The 25527-nt window shown below is 72.1% G+C and carries 22 protein-coding genes; 5 read left to right on the top strand and 17 right to left on the bottom strand.

Annotated features, from left to right (window positions below; genetic code table 11):
- Position 1: 1 nt before the first annotated feature.
- Together IO33_RS0105820 and IO33_RS49220 are read right to left on the bottom strand one after the other, a co-directional pair.
- Complete coding sequence (locus tag IO33_RS0105820) at positions 2-2422, bottom strand: SpoIIE family protein phosphatase (RefSeq protein WP_031160967.1); 2421 nt, start codon at positions 2420-2422, stop codon at positions 2-4.
- 88 nt (positions 2423-2510) lie between these two features.
- The gene (locus IO33_RS49220) at positions 2511-3671 is read right to left on the bottom strand and encodes a PucR family transcriptional regulator (protein WP_051926422.1); all 1161 of its coding nucleotides are present in this window, start codon (positions 3669-3671) and stop codon (positions 2511-2513) included.
- 222 nt (positions 3672-3893) lie between these two features.
- Here IO33_RS49220 and IO33_RS49215 point away from each other — a divergent pair, with 222 nt between their 5' ends.
- Both IO33_RS49215 and IO33_RS0105805 read left to right on the top strand, forming a co-directional pair.
- The gene (locus IO33_RS49215; protein WP_063765734.1) at positions 3894-4541 is read left to right on the top strand and encodes a carboxymuconolactone decarboxylase family protein; all 648 of its coding nucleotides are present in this window, start codon (positions 3894-3896) and stop codon (positions 4539-4541) included.
- On the top strand, positions 4534-5343 hold the full coding sequence (locus tag IO33_RS0105805; RefSeq protein WP_031160961.1) for an SDR family NAD(P)-dependent oxidoreductase: 810 nt from the start codon (positions 4534-4536) through the stop codon (positions 5341-5343). Before IO33_RS49215 ends, IO33_RS0105805 begins: the two co-directional genes overlap by 8 nt.
- A 72-nt stretch (positions 5344-5415) precedes the next feature.
- Here IO33_RS0105805 and IO33_RS0105800 read toward each other — a convergent pair whose 3' ends face one another.
- Genes IO33_RS0105800 through IO33_RS0105780 form a run of 5 tightly spaced genes read right to left on the bottom strand, consistent with a single transcriptional unit; the run spans position 5416 to position 10280 of the window.
- Positions 5416-6693: an ABC transporter substrate-binding protein gene (locus IO33_RS0105800; protein ID WP_031160959.1), complete on the bottom strand. Its 1278-nt coding sequence runs from the start codon at positions 6691-6693 to the stop codon at positions 5416-5418.
- A gap of 5 nt (positions 6694-6698) precedes the next feature.
- Positions 6699-7847 (bottom strand): branched-chain amino acid ABC transporter permease, encoded by a 1149-nt coding sequence (locus tag IO33_RS0105795; protein WP_031160956.1) that lies wholly within the window; start codon positions 7845-7847, stop codon positions 6699-6701.
- Positions 7844-8725, bottom strand: a complete 882-nt coding sequence (locus tag IO33_RS0105790; protein ID WP_031160954.1) for a branched-chain amino acid ABC transporter permease — start codon at positions 8723-8725, stop codon at positions 7844-7846. The genes IO33_RS0105795 and IO33_RS0105790 overlap by 4 nt, the downstream gene beginning before the upstream one ends.
- 5 nt (positions 8726-8730) lie before the next feature.
- Positions 8731-9525, bottom strand: a complete 795-nt coding sequence (locus IO33_RS0105785) for an ABC transporter ATP-binding protein (protein ID WP_051926420.1) — start codon at positions 9523-9525, stop codon at positions 8731-8733.
- Positions 9522-10280: an ABC transporter ATP-binding protein gene (locus IO33_RS0105780; RefSeq protein ID WP_031160950.1), complete on the bottom strand. Its 759-nt coding sequence runs from the start codon at positions 10278-10280 to the stop codon at positions 9522-9524. The genes IO33_RS0105785 and IO33_RS0105780 overlap by 4 nt, the downstream gene beginning before the upstream one ends.
- A 188-nt stretch (positions 10281-10468) precedes the next feature.
- Here IO33_RS0105780 and IO33_RS0105775 point away from each other — a divergent pair, with 188 nt between their 5' ends.
- Positions 10469-11764: a PucR family transcriptional regulator gene (locus tag IO33_RS0105775; RefSeq protein ID WP_031160948.1), complete on the top strand. Its 1296-nt coding sequence runs from the start codon at positions 10469-10471 to the stop codon at positions 11762-11764.
- A complete protein-coding gene (locus IO33_RS0105770) occupies positions 11761-12426 on the top strand; it encodes a TetR/AcrR family transcriptional regulator (RefSeq protein WP_051926419.1) in 666 nt (221 codons plus the stop codon). The genes IO33_RS0105775 and IO33_RS0105770 overlap by 4 nt, the downstream gene beginning before the upstream one ends.
- 9 nt (positions 12427-12435) lie before the next feature.
- Here the strand turns inward: IO33_RS0105770 and IO33_RS0105765 are convergent, their stop codons facing one another.
- The 3 genes from IO33_RS0105765 to IO33_RS0105755 are packed head-to-tail and all read right to left on the bottom strand — an operon-like array spanning position 12436 to position 15070.
- The gene (locus IO33_RS0105765) at positions 12436-13128 is read right to left on the bottom strand and encodes a TetR/AcrR family transcriptional regulator (protein ID WP_031160944.1); all 693 of its coding nucleotides are present in this window, start codon (positions 13126-13128) and stop codon (positions 12436-12438) included.
- Positions 13129-13181: 53 nt separating this feature from the next.
- Complete coding sequence (locus tag IO33_RS0105760) at positions 13182-13853, bottom strand: HAD family hydrolase (RefSeq protein ID WP_245235702.1); 672 nt, start codon at positions 13851-13853, stop codon at positions 13182-13184.
- 17 nt (positions 13854-13870) lie between these two features.
- Positions 13871-15070 carry an acetyl-CoA C-acyltransferase gene (locus IO33_RS0105755; protein WP_031160940.1) on the bottom strand — a complete coding sequence of 400 codons (1200 nt, stop codon included), beginning with the start codon at positions 15068-15070 and terminating at the stop codon, positions 13871-13873.
- A 230-nt stretch (positions 15071-15300) separates the two neighbouring features.
- Between IO33_RS0105755 and IO33_RS0105750 the strand changes: the two genes are divergently transcribed.
- A complete protein-coding gene (locus IO33_RS0105750) occupies positions 15301-16176 on the top strand; it encodes a PhzF family phenazine biosynthesis protein (RefSeq protein WP_031160938.1) in 876 nt (291 codons plus the stop codon).
- A 234-nt stretch (positions 16177-16410) separates the two neighbouring features.
- Here the strand turns inward: IO33_RS0105750 and IO33_RS0105745 are convergent, their stop codons facing one another.
- The 7 genes from IO33_RS0105745 to IO33_RS0105715 all read right to left on the bottom strand — a co-directional run bounded on the left by IO33_RS0105745 (position 16411) and on the right by IO33_RS0105715 (position 25514).
- Positions 16411-17673, bottom strand: coding sequence for a PucR family transcriptional regulator (locus IO33_RS0105745; RefSeq protein ID WP_157857803.1), 1263 nt, complete (start codon positions 17671-17673; stop codon positions 16411-16413).
- Positions 17670-19085, bottom strand: coding sequence for a phytoene desaturase family protein (locus IO33_RS0105740; RefSeq protein WP_031160932.1), 1416 nt, complete (start codon positions 19083-19085; stop codon positions 17670-17672). The genes IO33_RS0105745 and IO33_RS0105740 overlap by 4 nt, the downstream gene beginning before the upstream one ends.
- Complete coding sequence (locus IO33_RS0105735) at positions 19078-20829, bottom strand: DUF3556 domain-containing protein (RefSeq protein ID WP_031160929.1); 1752 nt, start codon at positions 20827-20829, stop codon at positions 19078-19080. Before IO33_RS0105735 ends, IO33_RS0105740 begins: the two co-directional genes overlap by 8 nt.
- 21 nt (positions 20830-20850) lie before the next feature.
- Entirely contained in the window at positions 20851-22308 is a 1458-nt protein-coding gene (locus IO33_RS0105730; protein ID WP_031160926.1) for a class I adenylate-forming enzyme family protein, read from the bottom strand.
- Between the two features lie 241 nt (positions 22309-22549).
- The gene (locus IO33_RS0105725) at positions 22550-23773 is read right to left on the bottom strand and encodes an acyl-CoA dehydrogenase family protein (RefSeq protein ID WP_051926418.1); all 1224 of its coding nucleotides are present in this window, start codon (positions 23771-23773) and stop codon (positions 22550-22552) included.
- Positions 23770-24762: a 3-hydroxyacyl-CoA dehydrogenase NAD-binding domain-containing protein gene (locus tag IO33_RS0105720; protein ID WP_342448260.1), complete on the bottom strand. Its 993-nt coding sequence runs from the start codon at positions 24760-24762 to the stop codon at positions 23770-23772. Before IO33_RS0105720 ends, IO33_RS0105725 begins: the two co-directional genes overlap by 4 nt.
- Entirely contained in the window at positions 24759-25514 is a 756-nt protein-coding gene (locus IO33_RS0105715) for an acetoacetate decarboxylase (protein ID WP_031160919.1), read from the bottom strand. The genes IO33_RS0105720 and IO33_RS0105715 overlap by 4 nt, the downstream gene beginning before the upstream one ends.
- Positions 25515-25527: the final 13 nt, after the last annotated feature.

Genomic DNA, 25527 nt, shown 5'->3' with positions numbered 1-25527 from the left:
GTCAGGCGAACGTGCCGGTCAGTGATTGTTCGGTCCACACGGTCTTGCCCTCCCGGGTGTAGCGGGTGCCCCAGCGCTCGGTCATCTGCGCCACCAGGAACAGGCCTCTCCCGCCCTCGTCGGTGGTACGGGCGTGGCGCAGGTGGGGTGAGGTGTGGCTGGAGTCGCTGACCTCGCACACCAGGCACCGTTCACGGATCAGCCGCAGGGTCGCGGGGCCGCCGGCATAGCGGTAGACGTTGGTGACCAGCTCACTGGCGATCAGCTCGGTCGTGAACGCCAGGTGTTCCAGGCCCCATTCGCTCAGCTTGGCCGAGGTCAGCGCCCGGGCCCGGGCGGCGCTGGCGGGCTCCGAGGGAAGACTCCAGGAGGCGACGTCGTCCGGTGGCAGCATCCGGGTGCGGGCGATCAGCAATGCGACGTCGTCGGCGGGGCGCGCGGGCACGAGTGCGTCGACCACCGCCTGGCACGTCCGTTCCAGCGCGTTCGCGGGGCGGGCGAGTGCCGCACACAGCTTGGCCAGGCCCAGGTCGGTGTCGATGTGCCGTTCGCCGATGAGTCCGTTGGTGTACAGGCACAGCAGGCTGCCCTCGGCCAGTTCGACGTCCCGGGCCTCGAAGGGGAGGCCGCCCACGCCGAGTGGGGGGCCGGCGGGCAGGTCGAGCACAGCCGCCTGTCCGTCCGGAGCGGTCACCACCGGCGGCGGGTGGCCGGCCCGGGCCCCGGAGCACCGCCCGGAGACCGGGTCGTACACGGCGTACAGACAGGTGGCGCCGACGACCTGCTCGTCCACGGGCCGTTCGCCGACCGCTTCCTGTTCGGCCGCCAGGAGGTTGACCAGGTCGTCGAGACGGGACAGCACCTCGTCCGGTTCCAGGTCGAGGCTGGCGAGCGTGTGCACGGCGGTGCGCAGCCGGCCCATCGTGGCGGCGGCGTGGATGCCGCGTCCCACCACGTCGCCGACCACGAGGGCGACCCGTGTCCCGGACAGCGGAATCACGTCGAACCAGTCGCCGCCCAGGCCCGGCGCCGCGCTGGCCGGCAGGTACCGCAGGGCCACCTCGACGGCCGACTGGTCCGGAACCGCCCGGGGCAGAAGGCTGCTCTGCAAGGTGAACGCGGTCTGTTGCTGCTGGGTGAAGCGCCTGGCGTTGTCGATGGACACGGCGGCGCGCGAGGCGAGTTCCTGGGCGAGAGTGAGGTCGTCCGCCTCGAACGGATCCGGGCGACGCGAACGCCACAAGGTCATCACGCCCAGCACGAGGCCACGCGCGGCGACCGGTACCACGATCATCGAGTGGGCGCTCAGGTCCGGAGCGTGAGTCCCCTGCCGGCCTCCCGTGGAGAACCAGTCCGCCGGGATGACCGGGTCCAGGACGGGCCGCCCTTCGGCCAGGCATCTGGCCTGGGGCGTGCCCGGAGCGAACTGGACCGGCTCGCCCTGGGGGTGGGGCGGACCGGCCTGCTGGGCACCGACGCCGCAGGCCCCCACACGGACCACGGGCCCTGCCAGGGCCTGCGCCGGTTCCTCCCCGCGCGTCACCGGCTGCAGCAGGTCCACCGACGCATGGTCGGCGAGGTGAGGCACCATCACCTCGGCGAGTTCCCGGGCGGTCTCCGCCACGTCGAGGGTCGTTCCGATACGGCTGCCGGCCTGGTCGAGGAGCGCGAGCCGACGCTGGGCCTGATGGCGTTCGGTGATGTCCTCGATCATCTCGGCCACCCCCAGGACGCGGCCGGAGGGATCCTCCATGGGGAAGGACGAGACCATCGCGACCCGCTCGCGTGCCGGATCCCACTCCAGGCGGACGAACTGCTCGGAGTAGACCATCGGCCTGCCGGTCTCCATCACCTGACGCACCCGGTCCACGGCCCTGCGGGCGTCGTCCGGGAGGAGGAAACAGCCGGTGGACAGCCCCCGGAACTCCGCTGCCGGGACACCGGTGAAGCGTTCGATGGCCCGGTTGACCCTGAGCAGCCTCAGGTCGGGGCCGTGGACGACCAGGCCGATGGGGCACCGGCGGTACAGCCCGTCGAGCACCGCGCGGTCCCTTTGCCACTCCAGGACGTCGGCCGTGGGCGCCCCGGCGAGGAGCCACTCGCGGATCCCGTCGCCGCGTGGGAGCGGCTGGGCCCTGAGCCCCATCTCCACGAGCTGCCCGTCGCGGTGCCGCACGTTCAGGACCCCGTACCAGCCGCCGGCTCTCCTGCAGCGCACCGCGGCCTCCCCCACGGCCGGCAGATCGTGGGGATCGGCGAGGACCTCGGATGCCGGACGACCGATCACGGCTGCCACCGGATGGCCGAGCAGTTCCTCGGCCCGCCGGTTCCATCCGACCACGACGCCCCGGTCGTCGAGCACCGCCAGTGCGGCGAGGTGCGGGGCGAACGGATCGTCGTGGCTTTCGCTGGACTCCTTCATGCGCTTCTCCACCGCTGGACTCCACCTTGCAATCGGTCGCTCTCCACTTCTCCCGCGCACGCCGGCCTGCCCCTGTCATGGAAGCAGCTCACGGGGGTGTCCCCAGCTCACGTGCCGCCAGGGCCCAGCTGAGCTCCACCGCGGTGTCCGGAGCGTCCAGACTGGTGCCGGTCAGCTCCTCGAACCGGCGCAGCCGGTAGCGGACGGTGTTGACATGGACGTGTGCGCTGCGGGCGACGTCGCGGATGTGCCGTCCCTTCTCCAGGTATCCCCGCACCGACTCCTCGATGAGGGCACCGAACTCCCCCTCCGCCTCCAGTGGGCGCAGATAGCGGTCGAGCAGCAACTCGGCGAGTTCCGGCTCGGCGACGACGGCCACCCGCCAGGACAGGTCGGCGAGGTCGTACACGCCGCGCCGTCCGTACGCACGGGCGGCTTCCAGCAGCCTGCCGGCGGCACGGAAGGAGTGGTGCACCGCGGCCAGGTCCGTCGGCGGGCCGAGCCCCGCCGTCACCTCCAGGTCACCGGTCTGCGGCTTCTGCTCGACGACTCCGACGACAGCCTCGTCCAGCACGGTGAGCAGCGCGACCCGGCCGTTCCTGCGGCCGTGGGAGTCCAGGGAGCGTTCCAGCGCGTCCGGGCCGGTGGTGCCGTGGGGGACGGCCCTGATCGCCCGGTACGGCCGCGCCAGGTCCAGTCCGTAGATCGCCGCACCGCTGTGGATCTCCGCCGCGCTCAGCGTCCCGTAGAGCAGTCCGCGCAGGAAGTCGGCGCGGCGGCGGGCGTCGAGCAGGGCGGAGGCGACCTCCGCCTGCCGGTGGACGGCGGCGATCTGCAGGCTTCCCGCGTCCGCCAGCTCCCACAGGCGCTTGGTGCGGTCGACGACGAGGCCGGGATCCAGACCACGTTCGGTGGCCTCGGCGAGGAACAGATCGCGTATGGCGCTCAGCGCCCGGCGGAAGGCGCGCAGCCCGTCGCCGAGCGGCACGCCCCGGTCGACCCGGTCCCGGGCCACGTCGGCTTCGTCGAAGTCCTCCGGCGCGGGCACCGTCCCCTCTCGCACCACGGTGAGGGCCCGTTGGAAGTGCCGATGCCAGATCTGGTCCAGGAGTTCCCGCGGGACCGCGCGGTAGGACGGGATGTGGTCCGTCAGATCCGCGTGCAGGCGCCCGCCCATGCGCCCCTGCTGCGCGGCCATCGCGGCGATGACCCGTTCGAGGGACACCACCGCGCCCGGCTGTCCGGGCATGGCCCTCACCTCCGCCCCGCCGGTACCGGCCGTTGTGTGACTGAACAATATGCCGCCCTCCGGCCTTGGCCGGGGAGCCGTCGACAGCCGGCCGTCCCCCGAAGCACAGTGGCACGGCGGCCAGAGCAGCGGATCGGCGTGCGTGCAGCGCGGCGCCGACCGGCGTGCCGGCAGCCGCCGCCGTGGTACCGACCCACCCTGACGAACAGTGCGGAGACCGCCATGACCCATGAGCACCATCAGCGACCCCACCCCGCCGCCGACGCCGGTCCGCGGCTCGCGCCGCTCGCCGAGGACGGCTGGGACCCCGCCACCCGGGAGCTGCTCGCCCCCGTTCCCCGGGACGCCGACGGCCGCCCCGCCAACGTCTTCACCACTCTGGTGCGGCACCCCGGCCTGTTCCGGCACTTCCTGCCGTTCGGCAGCCATCTGCTGCGCGACGGCCGTCTCGCGGACCGGACCCGGGAACTGCTGATTCTGCGCACCGCCTACAACACCCGGGCGCCCTACGAATGGGGCCGGCACGTGCCGCTGGCCAGGGCCGCCGGGGTCACCGACGAGGAGATCCGGCGGGTCGGCGCGGGCCCGGACGCCCAGGGGTGGCCGCCCGGCGACGTCCACCTGCTGCGTGCCGCCGACGAACTGCACCGGGACGCACGTCTGTCCGCGGCCACCTGGTCCGCGCTCGCCGCCGACCACGACGAGGCACAGCTGATCGAAATCACCATGCTCGTGGGTCAGTACCACATGGTCGCGTTCTTCCTGAACTCCGCCGGTACGGAGCTCGAACCCGGCTACGAGGCGGAAGTCCTGCCGGCGCCCGCCGGGGCCGGCGCGGACGCGACGGAAGGGGTGCACGGCGATGTCTGAGACCCCGCACGGCGCGGCCCGCCCGGTCGGCCTCCTGGCCGGCCGGAAGGTACTGGTCGTCGGTGCGGGCACCCGGTCCAGCGACGATCCCGATGCCCCGGTGGGCAACGGGCGGGCGGTGGCGGTGCTCGCCGCCCGCGAGGGAGCGTCCGTGGCCTGCGCCGACGTCTCCCCCTCCGCCGCGGCGGCCACCGCCGCGCTGGTCGGCGAGGAGGGCGCCCGCGGCCTCGCCGTCGTCGGTGACGCCACCGATCCCGGCCGGTCCTCGGCGATGGTCGCCGAGGCCCGCCGTGGGCTCGGCGCCCTCGACGCGATCGTCGTCAACGTCGGGATCGGCCTCGGCGCGGGCCTGGCGGACACCTCGCCGGAGCAGTGGGAGCGCGTGCTCTCGCTCAACCTGGGCGCCCCCTTCCTCGCCGCCAAGTACGGACTGCCCGCGCTCGCCGACGGAGGATCGGTCGTCTTCGTCGGGTCCGTGGCCGGGCTGCGCGCGGCCACCGACTCGCCCGCCTACGACAGCTCCAAGGCGGGCCTGTTCGGACTCACCCGCCATGTGGCCAAGGAGGGCGGGCCACGCGGGATCCGCGCCAATCTGGTCGTGCCGGGCCTGATCGACACCCCGATGGGCCGCGAGGCCTCCGCCCGGCGGGCGTCGCGTTCCGGCTCGTTCAGCCGCATACCCCTGGGGCGTCAGGGCACGGCCTGGGAGGTGGCCGAAGCCGTCGTCTTCCTGCTCTCCGAACGCGCCTCCTACATCACCGGGCAGAGCCTGGTGGTGGACGGCGGGCTGAACGCCGTCTGAGTGCTCCGGTCCGTCATGACGGGGCGGGGGCGGTCCCCCGGTGCCAGGGCACCGGGGGACCGCCCCGCCGTCTCACCCAGCCGGCGGACCGAACTCCTTGCGGGTGTCCACCGGCTTGCCGAACAGCTGCCACCGCTGCCCCTTGAACCGCATCAGTTGCATCGTCTCGAGCGGGAAGGCGTCGCCCGGGCCCGTGGACATGGTGACTCCGGGCAGCAGGAGCCCCACCTTCACGTCCTTCAGGTTGCGCACCGCGTCCCGCAGCCCTTCCCTGGTCGGGCACTTCATGGCGTCCAGGGCCTGGTGCAGGCTGGAGGCGACGGCCCAGCCGTAGGCGTTGAACTGGTTGGCCGGGTCGGCGTCGGGGGCGTACTTGTGCAGGGCGCTGGTGTAGGTCTTCATCGCGGGGTCGTTCGCCCACTGCGGGTCGGCGGGGTCCTTGAAGTAGGTGGCCGAGACCACGCCCTGGACGTTCTTGAACCCGACGGGCTGGAGCACGGCGGTGGACGAGGCCACGTTGTTCACGATGTGCAGCGGGTTCCACCGGGTGTTCCTGGCGTCGGCGGCGAGGGCCTGGCTGCCGAACTTGGGGGTGGTGACATCCAGCAGCACGTCCGCCCTGGAACGGGCGAGGCTCGCCATCTGCGCCGACACGGAGGGGTCGGTGACCTCGTAGCTCTCCTTGGCGACGACCTTGATGCCGCTGCCGGTGACGGCCTTCTCGAACCCGCCGAGCAGGTCCTTGCCGAAGTCGTCGTTCTGGTAGAGGACCGCGACCCTGGCCTTGGGCCTCGCCTCCTTGAGGTACTTGGCGTACACCCGTGCCTCGGCCACGTAGCTGGGCTGCCACCCGATGGTCCAGGGGTGCTTGTCGTCCGTGCCCCAGGCGGAGGCACCCGTGGCGACGAAGGGCTGCGGCACCTTCTGCTGGTTGAGGTAGTCCCACACGGCTGCGGTGGAGGGGGTGCCCAGGGTCTGGAACACGGCGAAGACCTTCTCCTGCTCGACGAGTCTGCGGGCCTCCTCCACCGCCTTGGGCGGCTGGTAGCCGTCGTCGCGGACGACGAACCGCACCTTGCGGCCGTCTATGCCGCCCTTGTCGTCGACGTACCTGAAATAGGCGGCCACCCCCTTGCTGATCGTGCCGTACGCGGAGGCCGGTCCCGACAGCGGGTAGATCCCGCCCAGCGTGATGGTCTTGTCGGTGATGCCCGTGGTCTGCTGGCCCTTGCAGGCACCGCCGGCGGCGGTGTCCTGGGCGTCCTGCCCTCGCTGGGTTCCGCAGGCGGTCGCGGTGAGCAGGGCGGCCGCGGCGACCGCGGCCGCCCGCCAAGCGGTGGTCTTGCGCATGTGACTCATTCCTTTTCCGTGCGGGGCGGTGCGCCCACGGGTTCGGCGTCGACGACCGCGGGGTCCGCGGGGCCGGGGGTCGCGAAGGGCCCGTCCTGGGCCTGGGGTTCCGGCCGCGCGTCGGGCGGGGACCCTGTCTCGGGTGTCTGGTCGGGTGCGGCGGCCGCGCGGGGCAGGCGGCGGGCGACAACGCCCCGGACCCGGCCCGGCAGACCGGCCAGTCCCGTCGGTGCCACGAACATCACCGCGATGATCAACAGGCCGAACACCACACCCGGGGCGGCCTCGTCGAGGTCCTGGGACACGCTCGGCACGTACATGACGAACGCCGCCCCCAGCAGCGGTCCGTACAGCGAGGCGAGCCCCCCGACCACCAGGCCCGCCAGCAGGGTGACGGACAGAACGAAGCTGAAGGAGTCGGGCGAGACGAAGCCGATCACCCAGGTGTACAGGCACCCGGCCACACCCGCGAACATCGCGCTCCACGCGAAGGCGAGGGTCTTGTGCAGCGACAGCCGTACGCCCATGACCTCCGCGGCGCTCTCGTTGTCCCGCAGGGCCAGCAGTGCCCGGCCGACCCGGGACCGCAGCAGGTTGCGGGCGAGCAGCAGGGCCACCGCGGTGACGGCGAGGACGACGAAGTACGTCCACTGGTCCTCGGCCAGCCTGCTCCACGCGGGAGGCTGCAGCTTCTCCACGGTCAGGCCCATGGAACCGCCGGTCAGCGGTTCGAGGCGCTTGAGCAAGGGCGGCAGGAACACCGCGAACGAGAGGGTGACCAGGGCGAGGTACAGGCCGCGCAGCCGCAGCGCGGGCACTCCGAAGCCCAGGCCCAGCAGGAAGCATCCGGCGGCCGCCACCGGCAGCGTGGCCAGGTGGCCGGTGGCGTGACGGTCGAGCATGACGGCCGCCGTGTAGGCCCCGGCCGCGAAGAACGCGCCGTGCCCGAGCGAGATCTGCCCGCCGAAGCCGACCAGCAGGTTCAGGCCGGAAAGCGCCACGGCGTACAGGAGCACCATGGTCAGCTGGAAGACCTGGAAGGGGGCGAAGTAGAACGGTACGTAGCCGGCGGCCGCCGCCGCGAGCAGCAGCGTGAGCGCGGCCCGCAGGCGCCGGACGCGGTCCGTGCCCAGTGGGGTGACGATCGTTCTCACGCGCGCTCCACCGCCGCCCGTCCGAAGAGGCCCTGGGGCCGTACCAGCAGCACCGCCAGGATGATCACCAGGGGGACGCCCACCTTCAGATCGGCGCCGATGACGCCGACGTACGCCCCGGTCAGCGTCTCCGCGACGCCCACGAACAGGCCGCCGACGACCGCGCCCACCGGGCTGTCGAAGCCCCCGAGGGTCGCCGCGGCGAAGGCGTAGATCAGCACTCCGCCCATCATGTTGGGCTCCAGGAACAGCACCGGGGCGACGAGCACGCCCGACACCGCGCCGACCGTGGCGGCCAGCCCCCAGCCGAGCATCAGCACCCGGCCCACCCGGATGCCCGACAGCCGGGCGGAGGCCGGATTGCCGGCGACCGCCCGCATGACCAGGCCGATGGAGGTGTGCTGGAACAGCAGGTACAGCAGCCCCATCACGACGGCCACCACAGCGATGATCCCGAGCGTCGACCAGTCCAGGCGCACCCCGGCCAGGTCCAGCCCGCCGTCGGGGAACGGCTGCGGGAAGTCCTTCACGGTGAAGGACCAGATCAGGCCGGCCAGCGCGTTGACGAAGATGAACAGTCCGACCGTGACGATGACCACCGTCAGCTCGGGCGCGCCCTGCACGGGTCGGATGACGAGCCGCTCGACCAGCATGCCCCCGGCGAAGGACACCGCGAGGGTGACCGGCAGCGCCAGCCAGAACGGCATCCCGGACGCCACCAGTTGCCAGGCGACGTACGTCGAGAGCATGGCCAGCTCGCCCTGCGCGAAGTTCACGATGCCGGTGAACCGGTGGATCAGCACCAGGGCCAGCGCCAGGCTCGCGTACACCGCGCCGGAGCCCAGACCCTCCACCACTTGCTGGAGAAGATCGGTCACGGCCCTCACCCCGCCTTCCGGGCGAGGGCGGAGACACCGAGGTACACCTCGGCGACCTGCCCGTCCTCGCGGATCTGCCGGGCCGGTCCGGACAGCACCAGGCGGCCGGCCTCCAGTACGTGCGCCCGGTGCGCGATGTCCAGCGCGAGCTGGGCGTTCTGCTCGACGACGACCACGGTGGTGCGTTCCTCCTCGTTGACGGCCCGGACGATCTCGAACAGCTCGCGGGTGACGAGCGGGGCGAGCCCCAGGGACGGCTCGTCCAGGAGGAGCAGCGTGGGCCGCAGCATCAGCGCTCTGCCGATGGCGAGCATCTGCTGCTCCCCGCCGCTGAGGCTGCCTGCGGCCTGCCCCGACCGCCGGCGCAGCCTCGGGAAGTGGCCGTAGATCCGTTCCAGGTCGGCCGCCACGGCCGCTCGCGCGACGCGGCTTCGCCGCCACAGACCGCTGCGCAGATGGGCGCCGATGCGCAGGTTCTCCTCCACGGTCAGGTCGTTGAAGGTGCCCCGGCCCTCGGGGACGTGCGCGACGCCGAGGCGGGCGGCGTGCTCAGGCGAGCGGCCCAGCAGGGGCGTGCCGTTCAGGGTGACGGAGCCACGGCCGCGGACCATGCCGCACAGCGCCCGCAGGGTCGTGGTCTTGCCCGCGCCGTTGGGTCCGAGGACCGCGCAGACCTCGCCGCGGGCGACGGAGAAGTCCAGGCCCTGGAGCACGTGGGCCTGGCCGTATCCGGCGTGCAGGCCGGAGACCGTCAGGAAGTCCGCCTGCGCCGTCGCCTCGATCTCGGTGGGCTCGCTCATACGGCCACCCCCAGGTACGCCTCGACGACCGCGGGGTCGCGCTGGATCTCCTCCGGCGCGCCCTCGGCGATCTTGCGGCCGAAGTCGAGGCAGACCACCTTGTCGCACAGGCCCATCACGAACCCCATGTGGTGTTCGACGACCACGAGGGTGAGGTCGAAGTCCTGGCGCACCGAGCGGACCAGATCCGCGAATTGGCCCACCTCGCCGTGGCTGAGCCCGTTGACGGGCTCGTCGAGCAACAGGAGCCGGGGCCGTACCGCGAGCGCCCGGGCGAGTTCGACGCGTTTGAGCGTGCCGAACGGCAACCCGGAGGCGGGCTGGTCGGCGACGTCGGCGAGGCCGAGCCGCCGTAGCAAGTCGTCCGCCCGGTCACGCAGTTCCCTCTCCTCCCGCCGCACGCGGGGCAGCCGGAGCGCCGCGGCGAGGTGTCCGGTACGCCCCCGGCTGTGGGCACCGACCATGACGTTCTCCCGGACCGTGAGCCGCGGGAACAGGCCCAGGTTCTGGAAGGTGCGGGCGATGCCGCGTCCGGCCACGGCGTGCGGCGGGAGGGCCAGCAGGTCCTCGCCCTCGAACCGCACGGTTCCCCCGTCGGGGGCGCAGCGCCTGGTGAGGCAGTTGAACAAGGTGGTCTTGCCGGCTCCGTTCGGCCCGATGAGCCCCACGGCGGTGCCCGGCTCGACGGTGAACCCGACACCGTCCAAGGCCGTGATCCCGCCGAAGCGCACGGTGATGCCGTCAACCGCGAGCATGAGTGACGCCCCTTCCGACGTGCTGGGGGGTGGGCGAGCGTCACAGTAGGTGGGGGCCTTCCGGGCGCACATTGGGTGTGAGCACCCAACTTCCCGGTCGCCGCACTGTGCGCCGCGCACAGGTGCCGGGAGATGTCTCACGCCGAGCCTGTTGACGGAGCACGAGGTGGACGGCGACGATCGGCGCCATGCCTCGCGGTCCCGCCCTGGGCACTCCCCGGCTCTCCGAACCGCTCCGCCGGGAGCGGTGGCGGATCCTGCACGCCGTCCACGACCGGGTGGAGGAGGTGGCGGAGACGGCCGTCGAGGTGATGCGCGCGGAGATCCCGTCGTACGCGCTGCAGGACGAACGGTTCTTCGACGAGGTACGGGGGCAGGTGCTGGAGCATTACCGGATGCAGTTGGCGGCGCTTGCGGGTGACCGCGACATCTCTCCCGAAGACCTCGTCTTCAGCCGCGCGGCGGCCATGCGGCGGGCACGCGCGGGTTTCGCGCTGGAGGACTGGATCAGTGCCTTCCGGGTCGGCCGGCAGGTGATGTGGGACGCGCTGCTGGACTGCGCGGGCACGTCCGCCGAGGCCCAGCAGGCCGCGCTGTCCCTCGTCACCCCGCTGATGCGGTACGTCGACTACGCCAGTACCCATGCCGCGCAGGCCTACGTCGAGTACCAGCAGCACGTGGTGGCGGACGCGGACCGGGAGCGACGGGATCTCCTGGACCAGCTCCTGGCCGGCCTGGCTCCGACGCGCGGTCCGCTGTCCGCGGCGGCGCAGGCGTACGGCATCGGACCGCACTCGCCGATGATGGCGGTCGTGGCGGTGTGCGTGGGCGACACACGCACCGGGGACCTCATGTCAGCCGAGCACGGATATGCGACCAGCGCGTCGATCAGCGTGGCCGGGCCCTGGGCCGGCAGAACCCTGGTCGTGGTGCGCCATGCCGAGGTGGTGGCCGTGCCCGTGGTCCGGGCCGGCATGGACGCCGAGGACATATGCGCCCACTTCGAGGCCGTGCAGCAGCGGCTCGCACGGAAGGGCACCATGCTCTCCATGGGCATCAGCACGGTCGCACAGGGCGCGTCCGAACTACCGCGCGCCTACGAGGAAGCGCTGGCCGCCCTCGACCTGGTGCCGAGCGGGGGCGGGGTGGCGGCGCTGCCGCGGCTGTCCCCCTTCGACTACCTGGCGCTGCGCGCCGACGACCTCGCCCGCCAGCTGATCGATCCCCGTGTGCGTACGCTGCTGGAGGAGGACCGCAGACGCGGCGACACGCTGGCCGCCACCATACGGGCCTTCGCGGAGGCGGACCTCAATCTGCGCCTGGCCGCGGACCGGCTGCGGGTGCATCACAACACGGCGCACTACCGGTTGCGCCGGATCGAGGAACGCACCGGCCGCAATCCGCGCCGGATCGCCGACCTCCTGGAACTACTGGTCGCCCTCGCCATCCGCGACGGGGCCGGGGAAGGTACAGATTGCCAGTGAGCGGCATCGTGGAGTCCGCCGGGACCGAGGCGGCACGCCGGCTTCCGGACGGACAGGGGCGCACGGGACTGCCCGAGGGGCAGGCGGAGCAGGACCGAACGGTCCGGCACACGCTGATGGACGTCGCACTGGAGGTCTTCACCGAGCGCGGTTACACCGACGCCGGCCTCACCGAGATCGCGGCGCGCTCCGGCATCCCGGCAGGCACACTCTTCCAGCACTACGGCGGGAAGCGCGGTCTCTACCTCGCGCTGTGGGAGGAGTTCCGGGAGGAGCAGGAGCACCGGACCGCGGCCACGCTGACCGCCGAGCGCAGCCGTGGCGTCGACGACCCCGTCGCCCTCTTCGTGGCCGGAGCCAGGGCGTACCTGGAGGGCGCCTGGGACAACCGGCGGCTCGCCAGGCTCCTCGCCGAGGACGACGGCCCGGCGGGCTTCGACGCGCTGCGCCGCCAGTGGGACCGCGCATGGGTGCGGCGCAACGCCCGGCTCCTGGAGGTGGACGAGCGCCGGCGCGCCGGCCGGGTCCGGGTGAGCGTACTGACCACCGTCATCGGCGGGGCGGCGCGCGAGCTGGGCGACTGCGGGGACGGGACGGAGGCGGGGGAGATCGTGGACGAGGTGTGCGGCATCCTGGTCCATCTGTCGACACCGCCCGGATGAGCCGCCGGATCAGCGGTGGCCGGGGAACCGCAGGGCGTTCGCCCACAGCCGGGTGACCGTGGAGACGAGCTCCTCGAAGTCCGCCGGGGCACCCTGTTCTTGCCGATCGCCCAGCACGAAGGCGTGGTAGGCCATGACGCTGACCATGCCGGACAGCGCACGGGAGGCCATCATCGGGTCGACCTCACGGTCGGCGACACCCCGCGCCTGCAGGTCCGCGATGCCGCGGGCGTTGCGGAGGATGAAGGCGTCGGCGCGCCGGCTCCGGAATTCACGGAACTCCGGCTCCACTTGAGCGACCTGCTCAAGCAGTGCCATCAGTTGGGCATTCCGCTTGTACGCGTCGAGATACGCGCGGTTGCTCGCCTCGAGAACCGCATAGGGATCGTCGGCATCCTGCACCCGGCCCATGCCGGGGTGCATCATGTCCTCCTGCGCCTCCAGCAGGACGGCGGCGAGGACCTCCTCCTTGTTGGCGAAGTAGGTGTAGAAGGAACCCGCCGCGCACTGGGCCTCTTTGGTGATGTCGGTCAGGCGGGTGTCGAGGTAGCCGTCCCGTTCGAACACCTTGCGCGCGGCCTTCACCAGAGCGGCCCGTGTCCGCGCTCCCCGCTTCGTCGTGGGCGGCTCGCGAAGCTGCGAGAGGGGCGCCATGGGCGGTGCCTCCTCGCCGTGGGTCTCCTGGGGCGACGTGCTGTCCATCCCGGAAACTGTACTCGCATCCGACGCCCTGATCGGAAGCCCGAAATGCGAGGTCAGGGGGTGATCCCGAAGCGCTCGGCAAGCTGGTGGCGGGTGTCGGCGGCGCTGGTGTGCAAGACGCCCCCGATTCCGATCCTGGCCGCTCCGTCGAGGTTCTGCTGCAGATCGTCGATCATGACCGCTTCCTCGGGACGGATCCCGAGGCGTTCACAGGCAAGCGCGTAGATGCGCCGGGAGGGCTTGCGGATCCCGACCTCGGCGGAGATGACGACCACGTCGGCGACGGCCGCGAGGTCGACGCCGTCGTAGGTTCCGGTACCGAACGAGTTGGACACCAGCGCGACCGGCCGGCCGGCGGTCCGGAGACCACCGAGCAGTGCGAGCATGTCCTCGTCGATCGACAGTCCCGCCTGCATCCGGGCCGTGAGCCCCTCGGCCGGTACGTCGGCGCCGTGGACGCGGAGACGTTCGGCGAATCCTCGCTCGAAGGCCTCCGTGTCGATACGGCCGCACTCGTGGTCGGCCAGGAGCGTGCGGGAGGCCTGGTCCTGGCCGAGAAGGTCCAGTGGCAGACGCGGATCGCCGCCGAGCGACGCGCCGAAGTCCGTGAAAGCCCGCAGCACGGAGGAAGTGATGACGCCGCCGAAGTCCACCAGGACCGCGGTCCGGGTCTTCTCCACCACGTTCGACACGGTGTTCAGGCCTCTCTCGTAGGTGGTGTGCACGGGCTGCGATGCCGCGTTCAGGCGATCTCGAACAGGCCGGCCGCGCCCATCCCACCGCCGACGCACATCGAGATCACCACGTACCGGACCCCGCGGCGCCTGCCCTCGATGAGGGCATGCCCCACCAGGCGCGCTCCGGTCATCCCGTACGGATGACCGACCGCGATCGCGCCGCCGTCGACGTTGAACCGCTCCGGGTCGATGTGCAGTTCGTCGCGGCAGTACACCGCCTGGGAAGCGAACGCCTCGTTGAGTTCCCACAGGCCGATGTCGTCGATGGTGAGGCCGTGCTGCTTCAGCAGTTTCGGGATGGCGAACACCGGACCGATGCCCATCTCGTCCGGCCCGCAACCGGCGACCGCCATGCCCCGGTAGACACCCAGCGGTTCCAGCCCCCGGCGCTCGGCCTCGCCCGACTCCATTAGCACCGACGCCGAAGCCCCGTCCGACAACTGGGAGGAGTTGCCCGCCGTCACGCTGGAGCGCGCGCTCACCTGCCCGTCGGGCAGCACCGGCGCCAGCCCGGCCAGGCCCTCGAGCGTCGTCGACGCGCGGTTGCCCTCGTCCCGGGTCAGGGTGACCTCCTCGTCCCGCACCTCCCCGGACTGCTTGTCGAGGACCTTCCGGACGCTGCTGAGCGCGACGATCTCCCGGTCGAACCGCCCGGCCTCCTGCGCCGCCGCGGTGCGCTGCTGCGACACCAGCGCGAACTCGTCCTGGCGTTCCCGGCTGACGCCGTAGCGGTCGGCGACGATCTCCGCCGTCTGCAGCATGGGCAGGTAGATGGCCGGCTTGTGCTCGACCAGCCAGGGATCTGTCATGCGGTGGGTGTTCATGTGGTCGTTCTGCACCAGGGAGATCGACTCGACGCCGGCGCCGACAGCGATCTGCATCCCGTCCGAGACGATCTGCTTGGCGGCCGTCGCGATGGCCATCAGGCCCGACGAGCACTGCCGGTCGATCGTCATTCCCGACACGGTGTCCGGCAGTCCGGCACGGAGGGCGGCCTGGCGCGCGACATTGAACCCGGAAGACCCCTGCTGCACGGCGCAGCCGAAGACCACGTCCTCCACCTCGCCGCCTTCGAGCCCGGCGCGCCGCACGGCGTGGGAGAGGGCGTGGGCGGCGAGTTCCTGCGCCTGGGTGTCGTTGAACGCGCCGCGGTAGGCCTTTCCGATCGGCGTCCGTGCCGTCGAAACGATGACTGCTTCCCTCATGTCGCCTCACTGCTTCCTGTTGAACCGGGCCGCCCGGGAGCGCGGGAGGTGACAGGAGCCGCCCCTCCGGACGGTTTATAGTTGAATCCGGCGTCAGATTCAACTGAGGCGCCCATGCGCTCCTTGTCACATGGAGCCGGGGAAGGACAGGGGGGCGAAGGTCCGCCTCCGCTGTCCGCTTCCTCCCGCGGGCGGGAATAGCCGCGGCCCCTCCCCTGGTTGCCGCGCACATGACGACGCACACGCCGCGGCCCGAGGTCCTGCGATACACCGCCTTCTCCAGCACCCCCGACGGCGGAAACCCCGCCGGCGTCGTGCTGGATGCCACCGCCCTGGACGACAGCGACATGCTGGCGATCGCCGCCGATCTCGGATACTCGGAATCCGCGTTCCTGACCGCACCCCCGGAGGGCCTTGGAGGCCAGGACGGACGGGCGTACAGCATCCGCTACTTCAGTCCCAAGGCCGAGGTGCCGTTCTGCGGGCACGCCACCATCGCGACCGCCGTCGCACTCGCCGAGCGCATCGGCCCCGGGGAGCTGGTGTTCGCGACACGCGCCGGCGCCGTGCCGGTCGAAGTGGCCGAAGAGGGCGGGACGGTCAAGGCCACACTCACCAGTGTCGAGCCGCACATCGAGGAGATCGCCGACGTCGACGTCGCGGAGGCGCTCACCGCGCTCGGCTGGCCGGCCGCCGATCTCGACCCGGCCTTCCCGCCCCGTATCGCGTTCGCCGGTGCCCGCCATCTCGTCCTCGGGGCAGCGACACGCGCGCGCCTGGCAGATCTCGCGTACGACTTCGCGCGCCTCGAAGCCCTGATGCACCGCCTGGACCTGACCACGGTCCAGTTGGTGTGGCGAGAGTCGGCCACTGTCTTCCATGTCCGTGACCCGTTCCCCGTCGGCGGCGTCGTCGAGGACCCGGCAACGGGTGCCGCGGCCGCCGCGTTCGGGGCCTACGCCCGTGAGCTCGGTCTGGTCCCCGAGGACGCCGTCCTCACCCTGCATCAGGGCGAGGACCTGGGCCGCCCCGGCGAGCTCACGGTGGCCCTGCGCGCGGGCGAGCCTCGTGTCCGGGTCAGCGGCACGGGAGCGCGCATCGGCTGAAGCGCCGGCTTCTCCTGTCACCTCCTTCTTCGCGGGCCGGTCCTCATCTGCTCCCTGCGCCTGGGGCGGGCCGGCCCGCTCGCACCTCTCGGGGGATCAGTGCGGGACGAACTTCGATCCCGGCATGCACCCTCGGTGACAGAGCCGCTGCCGTTCGCCGTGTCCGGAACGGTCGCGCAGACTTGCTTCCATACGTGGCAGCCCCGATCGCGAAGGGGCCCGTGTGTATCCGGTTCACTCGCGGCGCAGGACCTTCGACCCGTGCCAGCGGCAGATCGTGAGAGCGAAGTGGAGGTCGAAGGCGTTGGCGTCGAGGTCGAGGTGGTAGTGGTCGACGGCGCGCTGGACCCGGTAGTGGACGGTGTTGCGGTGCACCATCAGCTGGTCCGCGGTGGCGGCATAGCTGCGATGGGTCGCGAGGAAGACGCGGAGCGTCTCGCGCAGGAGTTCGCGGCGGCGGTCGTCCACGGCGAGGTCGCCGAGGGTGTCGAAGACGAAGTCGGCCAGCTCGCGGGGCTCCTCGACCAGGAGAGCGACCGGCGCGACGCGGGTGAAGGCCACCACTTGGGGGGTGCCGGTCCCCGCGGAGAGAGCGAGGGCCTTGGCGCGGGCAGCGGCGCGGGTGCTGCGGCGGAAGCCGTCGAGGCCCGCGCGGACGACGCCCAGGGCGACACGCACCGGTAGTGCGGCGTCGGCCAGTTCAGCGGCGACGGCGTCGGGGTCCACCGGGCGGCCGGGCCTGACGGTCAGCCAGATGCGGGCGTCGGCCTCGTCGGTGTGGATCAGCAGGGGGCGGCCGTCGGCGCGCAGGACGGCCGACAGCACAGCGGCCAGGCGGTCGAAGACCGCGGTGGGGTCGGTGGTCGCCGCGGTGCCGTGGAGCCAGCCCTCGACGGCCATGTGGTGGCCGGACAACCGGTGGCCGAGGGCGGCCTCGGCCTGCCGCAGATCGACGCGGGGGTTGTCGAGAAGCTGGTTGACCCAGTACTGGCGCAGCATGCCGCGGGTGCCCACCCAGCGTTCACGCTCCTCCTCGTAGACACGGCCGATCTGGTCGCAGACCCGGTCCACATAGGCGGAGCTGAGGCCGACCAGGGTGATGACGGTGCCGGCCGGGTCCGGCAGCCCCAGCCGGACCGCCTCGCCGAGGACCAGGTCCAGGCTCCGCGCATGGCCGAGCCGGTAGGCGCGCAGCAAGGCCGAGAGCGGAACGTCGCGCTGGGCGAGCCTGCGGGCGTAGGAGACGGCGGAGGCCGGCGCGTCCACGGTCCGCGGGTCGATGCGGTTGATGATGACGTGCAGGGCGGTGACGATGTTCTCGGTGATGCTGGCTTCCAGGAGCCCGTGCAGCGGTTCGTCGTGTTCGAGTTGGGCAATCTCCGCCTCGGTCATGGCAACCAGCCCGGCGATGACGTCGTCCCGGTTCGCCAGGATCACCTGGGCCGCGAGGACGACCGGATCGGGCGCCCCCTCCGGCCGCTGCACGGGACCGCTCACCGGTGCAGGTACCGCAGTGCGGAGCGGGCGGCGTTCGCACCGCACATGCCGTGCACCCCCGCACCGGGTGGGGTGGCCGCCGAGCACAGGTACACGCCGGGGATGCCGGTGCTGTAGGGATCGAGGGACAGCCGGGGGCGCAGCGCGACCTGCCGTGCGGTGTTGGCCCCGGCGACGATGTCGCCACCGACGAAGTTCGCGTTGTACCGGGCCAGTTCGGTGGCCGAGCGCGCCGCGATCCCCACGATCCGCTCCCGGGCGCCCGGTGCGAACCGCTCGATCTGGCGCAGCACCGCCTCGGTGGCGTCACCGGGGTGGCCGTGCGGGACGTGGGCGTATGCCCAGACGGGGTGGATGTCGCCGTGGGAGCGGCCGGGATCGGCGAGGTACTGCTGGCCGACCAGGACGAACGGGCGCTCGGGCATCCGCCCGGCGGCGGTCTGCGCCTCCGTGCGGACGACCTCCTCCAGGGTGCCGCCCAGGTGCACGGTGCCCGCGCGGCGGCATGCCTCGTGGGTCCACGGAATGCCGTCCTGGACGGCGAGATCGACCTTGAACGCCGCCGGGCCGTGCCGCCAGCCGAGGTAGGCCCGGCGCACCCGGCCGGGCAGCCGGTCGCCGCAGATGCGTGCCGCGGCCCCGGGCGCGGTGTCCAGCATGACGATCCGGGCGGGGGCCAGTTGGGCCAGCGAGTCCACCCGCACCCCCGTCTCGATGGTCCCGCCGAGTCGGGCGAGCAGTGCGGCCAGTGCGTCGGTGATGGTCCGCGACCCGCCGCGGGCGACCGGCCAGCCGAAGCGGTGGGCGGCGCCGACGAGCATCAGCCCGACCGCCGAACCGGCCGGCCCCGTCAGGGAATGCATCAGATGGGCCGCCGCCCCCGCGAACAGCGCCCTGGCCTCCTCGGTGCGCCAGCGCCGGGCCACCGCTGTGGCGGGCTGGAGCGCCCTGAGCCCGAACCTGGCCAGCGCCACCGGGTGGGCGGGCAGATGGGGCACCGGGCGCAGCACATCCTCGGTGAGCGCGTCGAAGTCGTCGGCCAGGGGGGCGAACAGCCGCTCCCAGGCGGGGCCGTCCACGCCGAGCCCGCGCACGGTCCGCTCCATGGAGCGGAGCAGCACCCCGGCCCGCCCGCCGTCCAGCGGGTGGGCCAGATCGACCTCGGCCCACGCCCAGTCGACGCCGTACCGCTCCAGGCCGAGGGTGCGCAGGAACGGCGAGCCGACGCCCAGCGGGTGGACCGCGGAGCAGTGGTCGTGCAGCAGGCCGGGGAGCGTCAGTTCGCTGCTCCGGGTGCCGCCGCCGATCTCGTCGGCGGCCTCCAGGACGGTCACCTTCAGCCCCCGCCGGGCCAGGGCGACGGCGGCGGCCAGCCCGTTGGGGCCGGCCCCCACCACGATCGCGTCACTCATGTACGGCCGCCACCCCGGTCGCCGGGCGCGGGCGCGCGACGGGCTCGACGGGAATCGCGGGCGTCTCGTCGTCGAGCCAGGGCTGCCGGGTCACCATCTCCCCCACGTTCACATGTCCCTCCTCGATCAGGCCGCTCGCCGCGTCCACGATGCGGTAGTGCTGGCGCTGCCGGTGGGTCGGCTGGGCCTCCAGCACGACGACCCGCAGGTCGCCCGGTGCGAAGCCGCACCGCTGCTGTACGGCGGCGACAAGTCGCTCGTCGTGCAGGTGGCCGTCGCCGAAGTTCCAGCCGAGTACCGCTCCCGCCACGGTCTCGCCGTCCCGCACATCGTAGGACTCCACGTCGTCCAGGGCCCGCGGCAGCAGCCCGGCGAGCGCACGGCCGTGGCTGTGCATCGCCCGCCAGGCCAGTGCCTGGTGCAGCACCAGTTCGGCGGCCTCGGCTCCGTACAGGCGGGTGAGCTGGTCCACGGGCAGACCGGACGCCTTCACGACGTGCTCGCCCAGACGGTGCTCGGTGCCCCTGCGGAAGCACCACAGGCTGGTGGCCCAGTTGCCGGCGTAGTAGCGCATCGAGGGGAGGAACGACACCAGGTCGGGGCGGACGTGCCCGAGCACGGGGACCACGGCCAGGCTCAGCACCAGCACCGCGGCGAGCAGCGGGGAGTGCAGGGCGAAGGCGCCGGCCGCCGCGTCATGGCCGAAGAGGACGAGCGCCGAGTAGACGAAGAAGACGTTCCACTCCAGCGGTACGCCCATCGGGAAGGTCGACATGATGTGCAGATGGAAGGCGACCATCACGGCCAGAGCGACCGTGGTGACGGTCCCGCCGTGCGAGAGCACCAGAACCAGAGGCACCGCGTACTCGATGACCGTGCCGCCGTGCGCGGCCGCGGCGGCGAGAGCGGACGGCCTGAGATCGTCGGGGTGGTGGCGGTACAGCCGTCGTTTGAGCCAGGCCGGGCGCAGTGGGCTGTTGCTGATCATCACCGCCACCACGAACGGGAAGTGGCGGTTGAGCTTGGAGGAGGCAGCGCCCCACCACAGGGCGAGCATGACCAGTTTCAGCGCGGCGGTCATGTCGCTCACCGGGAAGAGGAAGACCAGGAGGGTCAGACCGTAGTGCTCCGCGCGGGCGGCGAGGAAGACGGTCTTGTCGCGGAGCCCGAGCAGTGCGAGCAGCACGGCGAGAACGGCGACGCGCCACGGAGCCAGCACGCCGGACGCGCCCGGGGCGCCTCCCTCGGCCGGGGAGCACAGCAGCCACGCCGCCGCTGCCAGCAGCGCCGCGTACAGGGCCACATCGGCCACCGTGCGCCGGGTTCCCGCGGTGAGCGGAATCCGGCCGGGCCAGGGGGGCAGCCGTACCGTGCCGGGGCGCAGCCAGTGCAGCAGGGCGCCCACCGGCGGCAGGAAGTGTGAGCTGAGCGGTCCCGAGCCGCAGCCGAGGCCCAGCACCTCCCACAGCAGGGTCCAGACGACGAGTTTCTGGTAGACGATCGGTTCCGCCCACCAGGAACCGAAGTGCGCGATGCCGCCCACGCCGGGGGACGCGGCGACGGCCGCGATGCCGCCGAGGGCGTAGGCGGTGATCTTCACCAGGTACAGCAGGTGCACGATGCCGGGGGTGCCGAAGCCGTGCAGGGTCCAGTGCTCGGCCAGCGGCCTGATGCGTTGCTGGTAGGGGCGGCTGCGCCACTGCCGCAGGTCGACGTCCGCGGTGTTCGGTGCGAGAAATCCCATGACGGCCCTCCCGTCCTCTGCTCAGCCGGCCGCGGTGACGGCGGCGGTCCTGGCCCGCAGTCCGGGCTTGTCCGTCTTGCCCACGGGATTCCTGGGCAGCCGGTCGACGAAGGTGATCTCGGTGGGCACCTTGAACCGGGCCAGCCGGGTGCGGCAGTGGTCGAGCAGTTCACCCGCGTCGGTCGCCGCGCCCGGACGCAGCGCCACGAACGCCACCGGAACTTCGCCGAGCCGCGGGTCGGCGACGCCCACCACGGCGGCTTCGAGCACGTCGGGGTGGTCGCCGAGGACGGTCTCGACCTCCATGGGGGAGATGTTCTCGCCACCTCGAATGATCATGTCCTTGATGCGGTCGACCAGCACCAGATAGCCGTCCTCGTCGAACCGGCCGGCATCGCCCGTGTGCAGCCAGCCGTCGACCACCGCGCGGGCGGTCTCCACCGGGCGGCCCAGGTAGCCGCGCATCACGTTGGGCCCGCGGACGACCACTTCACCGGTCTGCCCCGCCGGGAGGATCCGGCCCTGCGGGTCCATCACGGCGACCTGCTGGCCGGGCAGCGGCCGTCCGACCGTGCCGGGCCTGCGCGGGCCGTCCAGCGGGTTGGTGGTGGAGGCGCAGGTGCCCTCGGAAAGGCCGTAGCCCTCCAGGACCGGGATGCCGTAGCGGCGCTCGAAGCGCTCGATGAGTGCGGGCGGCATCGGGGCCGCTCCACAGGCGGCGAACCGCACCGAGGAGGTGTCCGGCCGTACGTGGTCCGGCAGTTCGGCGAGCATCGAGTAGATCGCCGGGACCGCGGAGAAGCAGGTGGGGCGCGCGGCGGCGACCAGGTCGAAGAAGGTCTCGGCCGCGAACCGCCGGGTCATCGTGACCCGCCCGCCGGCCAGCAGCGGGGACAGCACGCCGACCACGATCCCGTTGACGTGGAACAGCGGCAGGATCAGCAGGCTGTGGTCGGCGTCGGAGAGGCGGGCGGCCTCGATCATCATGCCCGCCATGGCGGCGAGGTTGGCGTGGTCGAGCATGACGCCCTTGGGGCGCCCGGTGCTGCCGCTGGTGTAGATCAGCAGGGCGAGCGCGTCCGCATCCGTCTCCGGTGCGGCCGTGTCTTCGGCCGCGGCACCCAGTTCGGCCACCGTGAGCGTCCCGGCGCGTGGCGACGGCTCCGCGCTGACGACCACCGTGGCACCCGCGTCGCCGAGTTGGTGGCACACCTCGTTCTCGGTGAGTGCCGGGTTGACCGGGGTCACCGCCGCGCCGAGTCGCCAGGCGGCGAAGAGCGCGACGACGAAGTCCACCGTGTTGGGCAGCAGCAGTGCCACCACGTCGCCGCGTCCGACACCCCGCGCCCGCAGGGCCGCCGCGGCCCGCCGGACCCGGCGGGCGAACGCCGCGTTGTCCAGGGCTGACGTCTCGTCGGCTGTGCAGGGACCGTGCGGGTCCCGCCGGGCTCGCAGATCCGGCAGTTCCACGATGTGCATGTCGGCTCCTCCTGGTACGTCGACGGACGTCGGGGCCCGTCCCGGCGCGGGACGGTTGCCCGGTACTTGGGGAGAGACGGTACGAATCGGCGGGGTTCGCGGCCCATGGGCGCGGACGACGACGCTCGCGGCCGGACTTGTGCGCGGCGCACGAAGCCGTGCCGGCACCTCCCCACTGGTCCGCGCCGGCCCCGGGGCACACGTCACCCGGGGCCGGCGCGGACCGGTGGGGAGCCCCGGATCAGACGAAGGCGCTCTCGCCGGTGACCGCCTTGCCGACGATGAGGGTGTTCATCTCGCGGGTGCCTTCGAACGAGTAGATCGCCTCGGCGTCGGCGAAGAACCGGGCGATGTCGTGGTCGAGCACGATGCCGTTGCCACCGAAGATCTCCCGGCACCACGCGACCACCTCGCGCATCCGCGAGGTGACGTACGCCTTGGCCAGTGAGGAGTGCTCGTCGCGGAAGACGCCGGCGTCCTGCAGCCCCGCGAGCCGGACCAGCATGCCCCAGCAGGCGGTGATGTTGCCGAGGCTCTTGACCAGCAGGTCCTGCACCATCTGGAACCGTGCGATCGGGCGGCCGAACTGCCGTCGTTCCTTGGCGTAGTCGAGCGCCAGCTCATAGGCGCCGATCATGACGCCGAGGGCCTGCCAGGCGACCCCGCTGCGGGTGGCGCGGAGGATCTCTGCCACGTCTCGGAAGGAGTTGATCCGCTGCAGCCGGTTGGCCTCGGGCACCTTGACGTCGGTCAGGGTGATCTCGGCGTTCTCCACGATCCTGAACGCGATCTTGTTCTCGATCTTCACCGGGGAGAAGCCCGGGGTGCCCTTCTCCACCACGAAGCCCTTGACCCTGTCGTCCGCCTCGTCGCGGGCCCAGACCACCACCAGGTCGGCGAACGTCGCGTTGCCGATCCACCGCTTGGCTCCGTTGAGCACCCAGTTCTCGCCGTCCCAGCGGGCCGTGGTGCGCATGCCACCGGCCACGTCGGAGCCACCGAGCGGCTCGGTCATGGCGAAGGCCCCGATGGTTTCCAGCGCGGCCATCGAGGGCAGCCAGCGGTCCCGCTGCTCCTGGTCGCCACCGCGGTAGATGCTGTACATCGCCAGGCCGCTGTGCACGCCGAAGAAGGTCGCGCTGGAGGCGTCGGTGCGGGTGTACTCCATCGAGAGCATGCCGACCAGCAGGTTGCTTCCGGCGGGCAGGGGGTCGCCGTACCCCTCGTAGGGGACGCCGGCCAGCCCCAGGTCGCGGAACCGGCCGATGAGTTCGCGGGGGAACTCGCCCTTCGCCCAGTACTCGTTGACCAGCGGCTTGACTTCGGTGCGCATGAACGAGCGGGCGCGCAGCAGCAGTTCGCGCTCGTGCGGCGGCAGCAGCGACTCGAAGTCGTAGAAGTCCGCGGCCGGCCGCTCGTCGCCGGATGTCTTCTCGGATGCCTTCTCGGGCAGCAGGGCGGTCATGACCGGGTCTCCTTCTCCAGGCTGGTGGCGCTGTTCCGGGCGGACAGCACGGCGATCTGCCGGGCGTCGCGTTCCTGGCTGAGCTCGGCGTAGGAACGGGAGCCGTAGGCGTCCTCGACGGCCGCGACGAGCCGTTCCGTCTGTTCGGGGCTCTGCTCCGGGCGGCCCAGCGAGTCCCACATCCTCTGCATCGACACACCGATGTGCTCGGCCATGTGCCGGTAGCCGCCCGGGCCGCCGCCGAGGTGCGCGCCGAGAAACGGTCCGACCGTCGCCCAGCGCAGGCCGAGCGAGTTCACCATCACGGTGTCCAGCTCCGCCGGGCTGACGACACCCTGTTCGACGAGGTAGATCGCCTCCCGGCTGAGGGCGTTCTGCAGGCGGTTGCCGACGAAGCCGGGAATCTCCTTGCTTTCCACGACCGGGACCCGGCCGACGGAGCGGTAGAAGTCCACGGCCCGCGCGACGCTCTCCTGAGAGGTGCGCGTCCCCGGCACGACCTCCACCAGAGGCACCAGGTGCGGCGGGTTGAAGGGGTGGCCGATCAGGATCCGGCCGGCCTCCTCGATGGTGTCGGTGAACGCCGTGGCGGGAATCGCCGAGGAGGAGCTGAGCAGCAGCGCGTGGGCCGGGGCCGCGCCGACCAGGGTGGTGAACAACTCCCGCTTGAAGCCGACGTCCTCCGGTCCGTTCTCCTGGACGATGTCGGCATCGCGCACCGCGTCGGTGAGATCGTCGGCGATGTGCACCCGCTCGGCGAGGCCGTGGGTGTCCAGGCCCTGCGCGGCCAGCTGCCCGGCTGCTCGGTCGAGCGCCTCGGCGACCGCCTCGGCCAGGTCCGGCCGCGGGTCGGTGACGCGTACCCGCATGCCGTGGCCGGCGAAGAGCGCGGCCCAGGACAGGCCGATCGTCCCGGCGCCGACCACCGCGGCGGTGGTGAATGGCTCGGTCATCACATGTCTTCCTTCTGGCTGTGCGGCGGTGTTCACCGCAGGGGTCCGGCGGGGTGGGCCAGGTAGTCGTGGACGGGCTTGACCGGCGCCAGCGTCAGGTCGGTCACGATGTGGCTGGCGGAGACGATCTCGCGCACCGGAAGACCGGCCAGCGGCGCCAGCACGTGCTCGAACAGCTGCAGCCGGGCGGGGCCGGTCCAGGCGCCCTTCACCGAGATGTCGGTGGTCTCGGTGCGCACCAACTGCGCCACCTGCGGCGCCCCGTCGAAGCCGGGGACCAGCTTCAGCATGTAGGTCGGCACACCGACCTGGGCCACGGCCTCCTCGACGGACAGTTCGTGGTGCTTGTAGCCCATCGTGGCGGTCGCCACCCTCAGCGTGCCCACGTCGAGGACACCGACCAGCGCTCCGTGGTCGATGTAGAGGGCGGGCGATCCGGCGGTCTTGGGATAGGCCCCGGCCTCGCGGCCGGACGTGATGGCCGGAAGGTTGTCCAGGTACATCGCGTGCAGGTACTCGCCCCGCTCCCCCTCGTAGCGCACCGGGACCGCCTGGCCGGACTCGGTGTACGGTCCGTAGCCGCTGACGTCGCCCATGCGCATGACCTCGAAGCGCACCAGCGGCTCGTCGATCTCCAGCGGTTCGGGCACGACGGCGCGCAGTGCCTCGTGGTCGGTGCGGTAGACGATGTTGAGGTACTCGCGGTGGGTGAAGCGCGGTACGACCGGCGGATAGGCCGGGTTGGTGAGCGGCGTCGCGATGTGCCGGGGTACGTCGTACTGATGCATCGTGTGTTCTCCC

It is taken from the genome of Streptomyces durhamensis (genome assembly GCF_000725475.1).
GTDB classification, from domain to species: domain Bacteria; phylum Actinomycetota; class Actinomycetes; order Streptomycetales; family Streptomycetaceae; genus Streptomyces; species Streptomyces filipinensis.
The sequence above is the reverse complement of the archived record's forward strand: the minus strand, read 5'-3'. Positions and strand labels throughout refer to the sequence as shown.